Genomic DNA, 13565 nt, shown 5'->3' on the forward strand with positions numbered 1-13565 from the left:
AAGAAGCCAGATCATGTCCAACTTCCTTCGCTCGCTCGCAACCTACGTCGCCGCCATGATCGGCATAGTCGGTACACTCGTCGTCATTTATGCGTGGAACCTTCCTCCATTCAAAAGTTCGGTCGAAATGACAAACGATGCCTATGTCCGAGGGCAGATCACTTTGCTCAGCCCGCAGCTTGCCGGATACATCATCGACGTGCCAGTCCAGGACTACCAAATCGTTCGTCGAGGTGATCTGATTGCGCAGATCGACGATCGCATTTTCGCGCAAAAGCTGGAACAGGCGAGAGCAACGCTAACCACTGCAGAAGCGTCGTTGGCCAATTCTGAGCAGAGCAAAAAGTCAGCGGAAGCGAAGATTTTATCGGCCAAGGCTTCGGTTGAAAGTGCGAATGCCGGACTTGAGGCATCCCGCGCAGCTTTCGGACGGTCTTCGGAATTGAGAGCAAAGAACATCGCAAGCCAGAGTGAGGTTGAACGCGATCGCGCCGCCTTCGATCAGGCCCAGGCCGCGGTCCATCAAGCACAGGCCCAGGCGCTTATCGCCGAACAGGATCTGAGCACAATCATCGTCGGACGCAAGTCGCTTGAGGCAAATGTCCAAAGTGCGAAGGCATCGATACGGCTCGCCGAGATCGATCTGGCAAACACGCGAATAGTGGCGCCCCGCGACGGTCAGCTTGGTGAAGTGACAGGCCGTGTGGGTCAGTACGTTTCGGCTGGAACCCAGATCGCGCTCGTGGTTCCTGATCATGTATGGGTCGTGGCGAACTTCAAGGAAACGCAGGTCGCTGACATGCACGCCGGACAAGCTGTTTCCTTTACTGTTGATGCTCTGAAAAACCAAAAATTCATCGGTAGGCTTGAGCGCTTTGCGCCCGCAACAGGCTCCGAATTCTCAGTGCTAAAGGCCGACAACGCTACGGGTAACTTCACCAAAATCGCTCAACGCATTCCCGTGCGGTTGGCCATCGATCCCGGCCAGGCGATGTTGGAAAAACTGGTACCAGGGATGTCCGTGGTCGCCACCATCGACGTGTCTCAAACCGCCGCAGGAACAACCAAAGCGGGAGGCTGACGCTTCGCCGTCAAGCGCAAGAAAAATCAGGTCATATCGATGTTGGCCCGAAAAGCTTGAACAGCTGACGGTGTCATCTGGTGAAACCTTGCCAAAAACTTCTTGATTTGAGTGCGGCATAAGCGTCTTCGAGCGAGTGATTTCGATTATGCCAGCTGGACGCGGTCTGACTTTTTATGTTGCTTGACCATGATCGCAGCGGTCCTGCTGCGCAGATCCCATGCGACAATCGTCGGGATCACGAGAGACTTACAACCTCAAAGCCAAGCGGTACCGCGGATCTCAAACCCCATTCGCGCCAAGCCCTGCATCGCTTTATTTGACATTGACATTGGTGCTTGCGGCAGGACGCTGCGCTGCGCAACGGATTTGATGCATCGCAGCGTCAAATGCGCGTTGACGCGCAGGACAATTCACATCAACATAAAAATGAAATGGCGTTTCATTATTTGAAACGGTTGAACAGGTCTCAGGAGCGTAATTTTGTCGATTGAAAAAGCAGGCACCGGAACTCTCGATATGGCGCTGAAGGTTGTCGACTATCTTGCCGGCCAGAGCCAACCCGTTGCCCTTGCCCAGATCGCCAAGGCTTTTTCAGCGTCCAAGGCCACGATCTATCGCCATCTTGTAACGCTTGAACGTCACGGCTTCGTCCGCCAGGACAAGGAGACAAGCCGATACGAACCAGGCGTCAAGCTGCTGGTTCTCGGCGAGGCCGTTCGCAACCGGTTCGATGTCGCCACGGCGGCCCGGCAAGAGGTTTCGCTTTTGGGAGAACGGACGGGACAGGCCGTCACGATTTGCAGGATGATCGATGAGCGTCTTGTCGTTCTTGACCTGATCCACGGACGCACGGTTATCGAATTCGGCACGCGTCCTGGCACCGAGTTGTCGGTGCACGCGACGGCACACGGCAAGGTGTGGCTTGCCTACGGAGACGAGGAGCTTTTTGGCAGGATCACGTCTGACGCGTTGAAGGCATGGACACCGCAGACCATCGTTGATCCGACAGCGTTGCGAACGGAGATGGAGCTGGTACGCCGCCGCGGCTTTGCCATCGCGCCCGACGAATTGATCACGGCGGTCAACGCGCTTGCCGCACCGATATTCGATCATAGCAACGCAATTGTCGGTTCTGTGGCGATCGTAGGGGCCACGCAATTCATCCCCGCTGTCCCAAAGCCGGAACAAATCGAGGAGGTCGTCGCAACTGCGCGACGGATATCAGAACGCATTGGATGGAGGAGCAATCAATGACGTATTCACTGGCGGTCGACATCGGGGGAACCTTCACCGATATCGTCTTGCGCAATTCCGATGGCAGGCTGACCGTCGACAAGACCCTGACGACGCATGACGATCTGCTCGAGGGCTTCTTCGGCGGCGTCAATTCTGTGCTATCGAAGACCGGCATCTCATCGGAGGCGGTTGACGGGGTCGTGGTGCACGCCACGACCGTCGTGACCAACGCGCTGATCGAGCGCAAGGGTCCGCCGACCGCACTGGTAGTGACCGAAGGGTTCCGCGATGTTTTGTCGATCCGCAATGAACATCGCTACGACATGTACGACCCGCAGATCGAGTTTCCCGAGCCGCTGGTTCCCGAGCATCTGACTTTTGGCATCGCCGAGCGAACCCTGGCCGATGGCACTGTGTTGGAAACGCCGTCGGAGGAGCAGATTGACAATCTTGCCCGCACAATCCGCGAAAGCGGGGCAAAGTCGGTGGCCGTGTGTTTCCTGAACAGCTTCGTCAATGCACACAACGAGACGCTCGTCGCTGGCCGTCTGGCTCGGGTGTTGAATGACGTCTTTATCTGCACCTCATCCGATGTCGCGCCGCAGATCCGTGAATATCCCCGTGCGTCCACGGCTGCGGTCAACGCCTATACCATGCCAATCTCGCAGCCTTACCTTAGACGTCTAAGCGACAGGCTTCGCAGCGAAGGCTTTTCAAACACACCGTTGATCATGCTGAGCTCCGGAGGAGTGGTCGGAGCCGAAACCGCCGGCCGCAATCCGGTCCGCATGATCGAGAGTGGCCCTGCCGCCGGCGCACTCGCCGCATGCCATTATGCTGAAGTGCTCGGCATTGATCGGCTGATGTCGTTCGATATGGGGGGCACGACTGCCAAGGCCTGCCTGATCGAAAACTGCACACCGCTTATCACGGGTCTGTTCGAAGTTGACCGTCGTTACCGTTTCAAGGAAGGGAGCGGCCTTCCGGTCACTGTCCCCTCCATTGATCTCATCGAGATCGGCGCGGGCGGCGGTTCGATTGCCCACGTGGATGATCTCGGCCTCTTAAAGGTTGGGCCTGAAAGCGCAGGCTCAAATCCCGGTCCCGCCTGCTACGGCCGAGGTGGAGACAATGCCACTGTCACCGATGCTGACCTGATGCTCGGTCTGATAGATGCGGATAACTTCCTTGGCGGCGACATGCATCTCGACAAGCCGGCAACAGAGGCTGCATTCGCTCGATTGGCTCATTCACTCGGCACCACGCCAGTTCTGTCGGCCCGCGGAATTTACCGGGTTGTCACAGAAGCCATGGCGTCGGCCGCTCGCGCGCATGCCACGGACCGCGGCGTCGACTACCGCGGCCTGCCGCTCTTTGCCTTCGGTGGCGCCGGCCCGTTGCATGCCTGCGGTGTTGCCGATCTCTTGCAGAGTTCGTCGGTCATTGTGCCGCCGCGCTCCAGCGTTCTGTCTGCCTTCGGCACATTGGTAACGCCACTGCGCCTTGACCTCGTCCGCAGCGATCTCGTCCGTCTCGACAATGTCGACTGGACGCGGACAGAAGCAGTGATCGGCGATCTGGAGAAGGAAGGCCGTGCGGCGCTGATGGAGGCAGGGTGCGCAGCCTCCGATATCGAAATCCATATCGGTGCCGACATGCGCTACTTCGGCCAGCAACATGAAGTTTCGGTCGTCTTTCCGGAAGATCCGCGCAAGACACATGACACGGCGAGCCTTTCCGCGCTGTTTTCTGACGCCTACCGTACCCTTTACGGCGTCAATCCAGACCATGTCCCGGTTGAGATCGTTTCTTGGCGCATCACCGTCAATGGACCTGCGATCCGCTTCCATGCCGCCGGTCAGCCTGCCTCGGAGCATGGTGTGCCCAAGGCACATCGCCCTGTGCATGCGTGGCAGGACAACGAGATGGTGCCGGTCTACGACCGGAAGGACCTTGCCGTTGGTCAGTCGGTACAGGGACCGCTGATTATTGAGGAACGCGAAACCACGACCGCGATCCCACCGGACTGGATTGCAACGATCGACAGCCTTGGCTGCATCGTCGCAACCAAGAAAAACCAGAACTGAGGAGGATCGGACATGGACGGCGTGGAACTCGAAATTCTCTGGTCCAACATCATCGGCATCGTGACCGAACGGGCAAAGGCCTTGCAGCGCATCGCCTTTTCGCCAATCGTGCGTGAAGCGGGCGACCTTGCCTGTGCTCTCTTTGATCAGCGCGGTCGCATGGTGGCGCAGGCCAATACCGGCACGCCGGGGCACATCAATTCGCTGGCATTCGCCGGTGGCCATCTTGTGAAGGAATTCGCTGGCCGTTGCGAGCCTGGCGACGTCTTGATCACCAACGATCCATGGCTGTCTGCCGGCCACTTCTTCGACATTACCATCCTGACGCCGATCTTCGATGGCGACCATCTGATCGCTTATATCGGCTCGACCATCCATCACACCGATATCGGCGGCTACGGCATCGGTGCCGGTGCTCGAGACGTGCACGAGGAAGGGTTGTGGATCCCGCCACTGAAATTCTACGAGCGTGGGGTGATGAACCCGGTTTTAGGCGCCATGATCCGTCGTAACGTCCGAACCCCGGATGCCGTGTTCGGTGATCTCTCGGCGCAGGTATCGTCTGGTCAGGCAGCAGCAGAACACCTGATCGCTCTGTGCAAACGCCAGGGCGTGAAAGACATCGAGGTGCTTTCAGACGAGATCATCGCCCGTTCTGAGGAGGCGACGAGGGCGGCTATCCGCAAGCTGACGCCCGGCACCTACCACGGTGAATCCCAATTCGACGTTCCCGGTGGCGAGATCATAACCCTGAAGACAGCTGTAACCGTCGACGCGCAGGCCGGTAGCATTACCGTCGATTTCGACGGGTCTTCAAAACAAACGACCACCGGCATCAATGTGGTGCTCAACTATACCCACGCCTACTCGACATTTGCGATCCGATCCTGCCTTAACCCGGACCTTCCGAACAATTATGGCAGCCTCGCACCGATCGAGATCAAGGCTCCCAAGGGCTCGATCGTCAATTGCGAATATCCGGCACCAGTGAATGCCCGCCACGTCGTCGGCATGTACGTCCCGATGCCAATTCTGAAAGCGCTGCATCAGGTTATCCCGAGCCAGGTCCTGGCGGAGGGCTCTGGCGCTGTCTGGACCATCCAGATCCAGGGCAAGAAGGCCGACGGTCAGGCGTTTACCTCTTCGATGTTCAACTATTCGGGCGGCATGGGCGCGCGCGCCGAGAAGACCGGCCCGAGTGCCACCTGCTATCCGACCGGCGTCGCCGCTGTTCCGATCGAGATCCTCGAGGCAGCCATGCCGATTGTTTTCGATCGCAAGGAACTGCGGCGTGGTTCCGGCGGAGAGGGTCGGGTTCGGGGCGGCGATGGCCAGTCGATTGCCTTCCATATGCGCACCAGCGACCAGTGGTTACTCAATGCTGTGCCGAGCCGGCTGAACCACGGCCCGGATGGGATCGGCGGCGGCAAGCCAGGTGCGGCGGGACGCTTCCTCGTCAACGGCAAGAATGTCAGCGAGGCCCGAAAACTTACAATGCAGGCCAATGATCAGGTCTTGCTCGAGACACCTGGCGGCGGAGGGTTCGGGGCGCCGGTCTAAGACGGCGTCCGCAAGGCTATCCATCAATTCAAACAGAACGTGGGAGGATGTTCATGTTTAATGCGAGAGTTAAGTGCCTTTACATGACGGTTGCGGCAATCGCGGTGGCCGGGACGGCACAGGCGGAGGATGTTTATAAGATCGGTATATCGGCAGGCCTGACGGGCTACGCCGCAACAGTCGACCGGGCGTGGAGCGACGGTGTTCAGGTGGCCGTCGATGTGTTGAATGCCAAGGGCGGCGTCATGGGCCGCAAGCTGCAGGTGGTGATCGAGGACAACCGCTCCAACCCGCAGGAAGCCGTCACAGTATATCGCAAGATGATGAGCTCGGACGGCGTCAATCTGTTTTCGTCTGGTTGCGTTTCCGCCGGCAACGCGGCGGCAGCACCGATGGTCGCCAAGTCGGAAATCCCGATGGTGCTCTGCTCGATCCTGCCGAAGGATGTCGGTTGGGCTTTCACCACCCTGCCCCCAGCCGGTTTCGAGGTCGAGACGCGGCTAGCCTACCTGAAAGACAAAACCCCAATCCGGAAGGTCGGCGTTCTGCATGACCCGACGCCTTACGCACTCGTCCAGAAGGATGCGGCCCAGAAGCTTGCAGCAAAATACGGTCTCGAGGTCGTCGGTGTCGAAGCTTACAAGCAGGAAGATGCCGACCTCAGCGTGCAGCTTTCCAAGATGCAGGCTGCCGGCGCTGGCGCGGTCATCAAGATCGGCCTTGGCGGCACGACGCTGACGGCAGCCAAGAACCTGAAGCAGCTCGGCTCGCCTATGCTGTTGCTCACCAGCCTCGAGGACCTCGCCGTCTTCAAGCCGGTGGCCGAGGTGCTGGGCGACAAGTTCTTTTTCGTCGCCTCGCCGTCGCAGGTCTATGACGCCTATCCGGATGGTCCGCTAAAGCAGGCGATGGGCCAGTTTCTCGAGCCATGGCGTGCGAAATTTTCCGACCGCGATCCGAACTGGGCCTCCCGCGGCTGGGACAGCGTGATGTTGGCAGCTGCAGCGATTGAGAAGGGCAAATCGTTCGAGGGCAAGTCGGTGCGCGACAACCTGGAAAAGATCACGGGCTTCCAGGGCACGACCGGCAGCTACGACTTCTCTGCCGAGCAGCACCAGGGTGTTTCCACCAACCCCTTCGTACTTGGCCAGATCATCGACGGCAAGGTCAAGGTTGCACAATGACCGGTGCCAAAGCTGCAGGTGAAGGCTCTCAGGTTCTCGAAGTCCAGGGCATCAGCGCCCGTTACGGACATGTTGAGGCTTTGAAAAGTGCCGATCTTTCGGTCTCCAGAGGTGAACTCGTTGCCGTCCTCGGCCCAAACGGCGCCGGCAAGTCGACCCTGCTGCGGGCAATAGTCGGACTGATCCCAAATCAGGGAGAAGTCAGATTTCTTGGTGAAGGACTGCCGCGTCGCGATCCCGTCGGCGCGGCATCCCGAGGAGTTGTGCTGGTGCCAGAAGGGCGCGGTATCTTCGGGCCTATGACGGTGCTCGAAAACCTCGAACTCGGCGCCTACAAGGCTGGCCGCGACAGGCACGAATTGGAGAGGCGCTACTCTCGTGTATTCGAATTGTTTCCGCGGCTTAAAGAACGGCTGAAACAGGTTGCCGGCTCAATGTCTGGCGGCGAACAGCAGATGGTGGCGATCGGTCGCGCGATGATGGCTGACCCCAAGGTGCTTCTGCTCGACGAACCCTCGCTTGGCCTTGCTCCTCGCATCACAGGCGAGATCATGGAAACGCTTGGGCGCCTTTCGCAAGGCGGCCTGCCAATCGTCCTCGTAGAGCAAAAGGCGCCTTTGGCGTTAAAGCTTGCCTGCCGGGCCTATCTTCTGTCTCTGGGTCGGATCGTCGCGACAATCGATCCGCGCGAGGTGAAATCTCATGACGAACTTGCACAGTATTACTTTGCCTGACCCCATCATGAACAAGCAAACCATAGATAAAGAGCATCCTGCACCTCGGCGCTTCGCCTCTATCGGTCTGTGGGTCCTGATTTCGCTAGTGGTCGGTTATGCGCTGATATTTGGCGGTTACATCGCAACTGTCGTCGCGTTTGCGCTGATCTACGGTGTCTTCGTTTCTGGCCTGAACGTATTCATGGGGCTGACTGCGCAAGTTTCCTTCGGCCAGAGCGCCTTTGCGGCCATTGGAGGTTATGCCTCGGCGGTGCTGACCACCACTTACGAGTGGCCAGTGGTCCCGGCAATGCTGGCAGGGCTTGTCCTATCTCTTCTCGCCGCACTCATCGTCGGTCAGCCGACGCTGAAACTCAAGGGCCATTATCTTTCGATGGCGACCTTGGCGATCGGCCTGATCGTCTATGAGATCGCCGTCGAATGGGAGAATGTCACCCAGGGATATCTTGGTATTTCCGGGATCCCATCCTTGGGCGTTGGCCCATTTGAAGCCTCGAGCGACCGGCAAATCCTCCTGACGCTTTTTGCCATCGTCATTATCGTTGCCTTCGCCGTTTCCCGCATTCGGCGCTCTCGGATAGGCCGTGCCTTTGCGGCGGTTGCGGGTAGCGAAGAGGCGGCCGGAGCCCTCGGCATCAATGTGGCGCGCTACAAGCTCGTCTCTTTCCTGATCGCCGCGGGCCTTGCCTCTATCTCAGGCTCGCTGTTCGTGCATGTCGTCGGTTATGTCAGCCCGGAGGTTTTCGGCCTGCACATGGTTATTCTGGGTTTTACGATGATCTATATCGGTGGATTGGGCACCGTTGCCGGCCCTGTGCTTGGCGCCCTGGTTGTCAGCCTTTTGCCGGAAGTATTCCGCAGCCTGAAGGAAAGCCAGGACCTCGCTTATGCCGTGACGCTTATCCTGATCCTCATTTATGCACCGCGCGGCCTTGCAGGTCTTGCCGAAGCTTTTGACGGACGGAGAACAAGATGAGCGCCATCCTCGAAATCCGTAATGCGACCCGTCGATTTGGTGGGCTGACCGCAGTCGACAATGTCAGTTTTTCGGTGCCATCCCAAGGGGTTACCGCCGTAATTGGTCCCAACGGCGCCGGCAAGACAACGCTCTTCAACATTATCGCTGGCACCTTTGCGCCGAGCGAAGGCGCCATTTTGCTCGCCGGGACGGATGTGACGGCGCTGAAGCCGGAAGAAAAGGCAAAGCACGGTCTGGTCCGCACCTTTCAACTGGTGAAGCTCTTCCAATCTCTGACGGCGCTCGAAAACGTCAAAGTCGGGTTCCACCTGCGCACCACCGGGGGACTGCTGGCAGCCCTCCTCCGGCCGGGCTGGTTCCGCACAGCGGAGGCCGATGTGGAAGAGAGAGCGCTAGCCCTGCTTGATCTCGTCGGACTTTCCGCAGTTGCCCGCAAGCCGGCCTCGATCCTGCCCTACGGGCAGCAGCGGTTGCTGGAGATTGCCCGTGCGCTTGCGACCGAACCACGGATCCTCTTGCTTGATGAACCGGCGGCCGGGCTCAATGCCGAGGAAAGTGAGAAGCTCGCGCATACCATCCGCCGCATTGCGGCGCAGGGCAAAGCGATCTTGCTGATTGAACACGACATGAAACTGGTCATGGACATCGCCGATGAGGTGGTGGTGCTGGATTACGGCCGCAAGATCGCACAAGGCACTCCGGAGGCGGTCAAACTGGACCGCGCCGTGATCGACGCCTATCTCGGATAAGGATGACATTGATGGAGAACATGAACCTCGTCCTGCAGAGCCTTGTCAGCGGCATATCGATCGGTTGCGTTTATGGACTGATCGGAATTGGCTTTTGCGTTATCTATAATGCCAGCGGCATTGTAAACTTTGCACAAGGTGCCTTCGTGATGCTCGGTGGCATGGCCACCTATGTGTTCATGAACACGTTTGAGATGCCGTACTTCATGGCCGGTATTTGTGCGATCGCGCTCACCGCCTTTGTCGGTGCAGGCATTGAACGTCTGGTTGTACGCCCATTGTGGAAGCGCTCCGCACCGATGTTCGTGATGATCCTCGCGACGCTTGCGGCACAGATTATCATCGAGCGGCTAACCTACCTGGCTGTCGACGACCAGCCTAAGACTTTGCCCGCTTTCAGTGACGCGGCACCGATCATGATTGGCGGGGTGGCGATCAACATCCAGTCGCTGTTTATCATGGCAGGGTCGGTCGTGATCGTTGCGGCTCTCGCATTGTTCTTTAAGTCGACGCGCACGGGCAAGGCGATGCGGGCCGTCTCGATTGATGCCCAGGCCGCGGCGTTACAGGGCATTCCGGTGTCACTGATGCTGACGCTTTCCTTTGTGCTCAGCGCCGTGCTCGGCGCGCTGGCGGGCATCCTGCTGACCCCAACGCAATACACTGCGTTCAACATGGGCGTACCGTTTGCGATTTCGGGTTTCATCGCTGCGATCATCGGCGGGTTCGGGCGGCCATTCGGGGCGTTTCTCGGAGGCATCGCGCTCGGACTGATCCAGTCGATGGCAATCCTTCAGCTTGGCGCCGGGTTCAAGAATGTGGCTGCGCTGTCGCTGCTGCTGCTCTTCCTGTTCGTGCGACCATCCGGCCTGCTGGGCAGTTCCAAGTAACAAAGGAGGCACGACCATGGATATCAAGTCGATCGACTGGAACTCTACGCCCTGGCTCAATGTGCGGCCAGGTGTGGACCGCAAGGCCTTCACCGGGGAAGGCGCCACTGTGACGCTTCATCGTTTGCAGCCCGGCCATGAGCCGAAACCGCATTCCCATGAGAACGAACAGATCGCCTATATTCTGAAAGGTACGATCCGCTTTTTCGTCGCCGATGAACAGCATGTGGTCAAGGCTGGAGGCCTGCTGCTCATCCCGCCGAATGTTCGTCACTGGGGCGAGGTGATCGGCGACGAGGAAGTGCTGAATCTCGACGTCTTCACGCCGCGCCGGCCGGAATATGCCTGATCTGAGGAGATGAGCTTTGAATATCGCGCTCTGGCTTGCAAGAACCGCAAAATCACATCCTGATCTATCTGCCGTCGCTTGTGGCCGGACGACGACGGAAACCTACGGCGGTCTTGCCAGGCGCGCATCGCAACTAGCGGGATCGCTCACCAAGACCTTCGGCGTCCGGCCCGGAGATCGAGTTGCAATCGTTGCTAAGAACCATCCAGATTATGTCACGGCATTTTATGCGATCTGGTTCGCGGGCGCTGTCGCAGTTCCGCTTAACGCCAAACTACATGCACAGGAGTTCGCATACGCGCTGGAACATTCCGGCGCACGTATAGCCTTTGCTTCAAAGGATCTGGAGGGCGCATTGGCCGGCGCCAAGAATGTCGTGGTGTTAGGCAGTGCAGAGTTTTCCAAGCTCTGCGAAGGCGATGCCCTTTTGCCCGTCTCGCGACACGGTGACGATCTCGCCTGGCTGTTTTATACGAGCGGCACGACCGGGCGTCCTAAAGGTGCCTGCCTGTCGCATCGCAATCTGGCTTCCATGTCACTTAGCTATCTCGCCGAGGTCGATCCGGCATGCCCTGGCGACAGCCTCGTGCACGCAGCGCCGATGAGCCACGGTTCGGGCCTCTACATGATGGCGCATGTGTTGCGTGGCGCGGTCAACGTCGTGCCGGAATCGGCGGGTTTCGAGGCCGATGAGATCTTTGACCTGGCCCGGCACTGGCGCAACATGTCACTGTTTGCAGCGCCTACAATGGTCAAGCGAATGGTGACGAACGCCTCCAATGCCGATCCGACCGGGTTTCGCACCATCGTCTACGGCGGCGGCCCAATGTATGTCGAGGATGCGATCGCCGCGGTCGATGTCTTCGGTTCGCGGCTGGCGCAGATTTATGGCCAGGGAGAGACACCGATGACGATCACCACGCTGGATCGTTCGGTCATCGCCGACCGCGGGCGGGCGAACTGGAGAACGCAGCTGGGCAGCGTCGGGCGGCCATTCGCTTCGGTCGAAGTGATTGCAGCTGATGAGGATGGAAATGCCTTGCCCGCCGGAGAGACGGGCGAGATCCTGGTGCGGGGCGATACAGTTATGCTCCGCTACTGGGACGACGAGGTTGCAAGTTCAAAAGTGCTCAAGAATGGCTGGCTGCATACCGGCGATGTCGGTGTCTTCGACGAGGACGGGAACCTGACGCTCAAGGACCGGTCGAAGGATGTAATCATATCCGGCGGCACCAATATCTATCCGCGCGAGGTAGAGGAAGTGCTTCTCACCCATCCGGCCGTCAGCGAAGTTTCGGTAATCGGACGGCCAGACGCGGAATGGGGAGAGGTAATTGTCGCGTATGTGGTCGGGGATGCGCCGGCCGGCGAACTTGACCGGCTATGCCTGTCGAACATCGCCCGCTTTAAGCGACCGAAGGATTATGTCTATGTCGACGCTTTGCCTAAGAACAATTACGGCAAGGTCGTGAAGAACGAGCTGCGCGAGCAGGATGCACAAGCCAAGAAGCACACCGCCTGAACGAGGCCAGCGAGGAAAGACAGATGGATCCGATCATTGTGGGCTGGGCCCATACGCCCTTCGGCAAGCATGAAATGAAGGATGCTGAAGCGTTGATCGCCGAGGTGGCGTTGCCGGCGATTGAAAATGCTGGGTTGGCACCGGAGGAGATCGACGCGGTATTTGTTGGCATGTTCAACAGCGGTATGTCGCGGCAGGATTTTCCGTCAAGCTTGGTCATGCAATCGGTACCAGCTTTGCGTTTTAAGCCGATGAGCCGGACAGAAAATGCCTGTGCGTCGGGCAGTGCTGCCATCCATGCTGGCCGTAATTTCCTGAAATCCGGTCAGGGTCGGAACGTACTTGTGATCGGCGTGGAGAAAATGACCGCGAAGACGACCGCGGAAGTGGGCGACGCACTGCTCGGAGCGAGTTACCGGAAAGAGGAGGACGATATCCCGGCCGGGTTCGCGGGCGTCTTTGCGCGTATCGGACAGGCTTATTTCCAGAAATTTGGCGATCAATCGGATGCGTTGGCGTTGATTGCCGCGAAGAACCACCGCAATGGCGTGGACAATCCGTATGCACAGATGCGCAAAGACCTTGGCTTCGAATTTTGTCGCGCAGTCAGCGACAAAAACCCGATCGTCGCAGCACCGCTGAAAAGGACCGACTGCTCACCGATCTCGGATGGTGCGGCGGCCCTTGTCCTGTCGGTGGAGGACAAGCCAGCCCGGTTTTCCCGAGCGGTGCGGTTCCGGGCGGCGGCGCATGTCAACGACCATCTGCCACTGTCGAAACGCGATATATGGCGGCTCGATGGAGCGGGCGAGGCTTGGCGGCAAGCCCTTTCAGATGCAGGCGTAACGCTCTCAGATCTTTCCTTTGTGGAAGTGCATGATTGCTTCACGATCGCCGAGTTGATGTCATATGAGGCGATGGGGTTGACGGCCGTCGGCCAAGGAGCACGGGCAATCACCGGCGGCTGGACGGAGAGGGATGGCCTACTGCCAGTCAACAGATCCGGCGGATTGAAAGCCAAGGGGCACCCGGTTGGGGCCACCGGGGTCTCCATGCATGTGATCTCCGCCATGCAGCTCACCGGCGAGGCTGGCGATATGCAACTACCGAAGGCAAATCTCGCTGGAGTCTTCAATATGGGCGGCAGCGGCGTTGCCAATTATGTTTCCATTCTCGAGGCGGTCTGAT

General features: G+C 58.7%; 12 protein-coding genes. All 12 read left to right on the forward strand.

All coding sequences use genetic code 11. The features are described from left to right. The first annotated feature begins 13 nt into the window (after positions 1-13). The 12 genes from ACIQT8_RS04010 to ACIQT8_RS04065 all read left to right on the forward strand — a co-directional run bounded on the left by ACIQT8_RS04010 (position 14) and on the right by ACIQT8_RS04065 (position 13564). A complete protein-coding gene (locus ACIQT8_RS04010; protein ID WP_400963740.1) occupies positions 14-1081 on the forward strand; it encodes an HlyD family secretion protein in 1068 nt (355 codons plus the stop codon). 483 nt (positions 1082-1564) lie between these two features. Beyond that, positions 1565-2338, forward strand: coding sequence for an IclR family transcriptional regulator (locus ACIQT8_RS04015; protein ID WP_400963742.1), 774 nt, complete (start codon positions 1565-1567; stop codon positions 2336-2338). Beyond that, the gene (locus ACIQT8_RS04020) at positions 2335-4407 is read left to right on the forward strand and encodes a hydantoinase/oxoprolinase family protein (protein ID WP_400963745.1); all 2073 of its coding nucleotides are present in this window, start codon (positions 2335-2337) and stop codon (positions 4405-4407) included. Before ACIQT8_RS04015 ends, ACIQT8_RS04020 begins: the two co-directional genes overlap by 4 nt. 12 nt (positions 4408-4419) lie before the next feature. Next, a complete protein-coding gene (locus tag ACIQT8_RS04025) occupies positions 4420-5967 on the forward strand; it encodes a hydantoinase B/oxoprolinase family protein (protein WP_400963747.1) in 1548 nt (515 codons plus the stop codon). A gap of 53 nt (positions 5968-6020) precedes the next feature. Beyond that, a complete protein-coding gene (locus ACIQT8_RS04030) occupies positions 6021-7151 on the forward strand; it encodes an ABC transporter substrate-binding protein (RefSeq protein ID WP_400963750.1) in 1131 nt (376 codons plus the stop codon). Then, positions 7148-7885, forward strand: coding sequence for an ABC transporter ATP-binding protein (locus ACIQT8_RS04035; protein ID WP_400963753.1), 738 nt, complete (start codon positions 7148-7150; stop codon positions 7883-7885). The genes ACIQT8_RS04030 and ACIQT8_RS04035 overlap by 4 nt, the downstream gene beginning before the upstream one ends. Beyond that, positions 7854-8864, forward strand: coding sequence for a branched-chain amino acid ABC transporter permease (locus ACIQT8_RS04040; RefSeq protein WP_400963756.1), 1011 nt, complete (start codon positions 7854-7856; stop codon positions 8862-8864). The genes ACIQT8_RS04035 and ACIQT8_RS04040 overlap by 32 nt, the downstream gene beginning before the upstream one ends. Further along, entirely contained in the window at positions 8861-9616 is a 756-nt protein-coding gene (locus tag ACIQT8_RS04045; RefSeq protein WP_400963759.1) for an ABC transporter ATP-binding protein, read from the forward strand. The genes ACIQT8_RS04040 and ACIQT8_RS04045 overlap by 4 nt, the downstream gene beginning before the upstream one ends. A gap of 11 nt (positions 9617-9627) precedes the next feature. Then, a complete protein-coding gene (locus ACIQT8_RS04050; RefSeq protein ID WP_400963762.1) occupies positions 9628-10506 on the forward strand; it encodes a branched-chain amino acid ABC transporter permease in 879 nt (292 codons plus the stop codon). Between the two features lie 16 nt (positions 10507-10522). Beyond that, positions 10523-10855: a cupin domain-containing protein gene (locus tag ACIQT8_RS04055; protein ID WP_400963765.1), complete on the forward strand. Its 333-nt coding sequence runs from the start codon at positions 10523-10525 to the stop codon at positions 10853-10855. A gap of 16 nt (positions 10856-10871) precedes the next feature. Continuing rightward, a complete protein-coding gene (locus ACIQT8_RS04060; RefSeq protein WP_400963768.1) occupies positions 10872-12377 on the forward strand; it encodes an AMP-binding protein in 1506 nt (501 codons plus the stop codon). Positions 12378-12400: 23 nt separating this feature from the next. Beyond that, the gene (locus tag ACIQT8_RS04065; RefSeq protein WP_400963771.1) at positions 12401-13564 is read left to right on the forward strand and encodes an acetyl-CoA acetyltransferase; all 1164 of its coding nucleotides are present in this window, start codon (positions 12401-12403) and stop codon (positions 13562-13564) included. Position 13565: the final 1 nt, after the last annotated feature.

The sequence above is a fragment of the Agrobacterium sp. NPDC090273 genome (assembly GCF_044772305.1).
Lineage (GTDB): Bacteria > Pseudomonadota > Alphaproteobacteria > Rhizobiales > Rhizobiaceae > Agrobacterium.

Coding starts and splice junctions, on each gene's coding strand:
- ACIQT8_RS04010 (WP_400963740.1), top strand. CDS start 14: ATGTCCAACTTCCTTCGCTCGCTCGCAACCTACGTCGCCGCCATGATC.
- ACIQT8_RS04020 (WP_400963745.1), top strand. CDS start 2,335: ATGACGTATTCACTGGCGGTCGACATCGGGGGAACCTTCACCGATATC.
- ACIQT8_RS04025 (WP_400963747.1), top strand. CDS start 4,420: ATGGACGGCGTGGAACTCGAAATTCTCTGGTCCAACATCATCGGCATC.
- ACIQT8_RS04030 (WP_400963750.1), top strand. CDS start 6,021: ATGTTTAATGCGAGAGTTAAGTGCCTTTACATGACGGTTGCGGCAATC.
- ACIQT8_RS04035 (WP_400963753.1), top strand. CDS start 7,148: ATGACCGGTGCCAAAGCTGCAGGTGAAGGCTCTCAGGTTCTCGAAGTC.
- ACIQT8_RS04040 (WP_400963756.1), top strand. CDS start 7,854: ATGACGAACTTGCACAGTATTACTTTGCCTGACCCCATCATGAACAAG.
- ACIQT8_RS04045 (WP_400963759.1), top strand. CDS start 8,861: ATGAGCGCCATCCTCGAAATCCGTAATGCGACCCGTCGATTTGGTGGG.
- ACIQT8_RS04050 (WP_400963762.1), top strand. CDS start 9,628: ATGGAGAACATGAACCTCGTCCTGCAGAGCCTTGTCAGCGGCATATCG.
- ACIQT8_RS04055 (WP_400963765.1), top strand. CDS start 10,523: ATGGATATCAAGTCGATCGACTGGAACTCTACGCCCTGGCTCAATGTG.
- ACIQT8_RS04065 (WP_400963771.1), top strand. CDS start 12,401: ATGGATCCGATCATTGTGGGCTGGGCCCATACGCCCTTCGGCAAGCAT.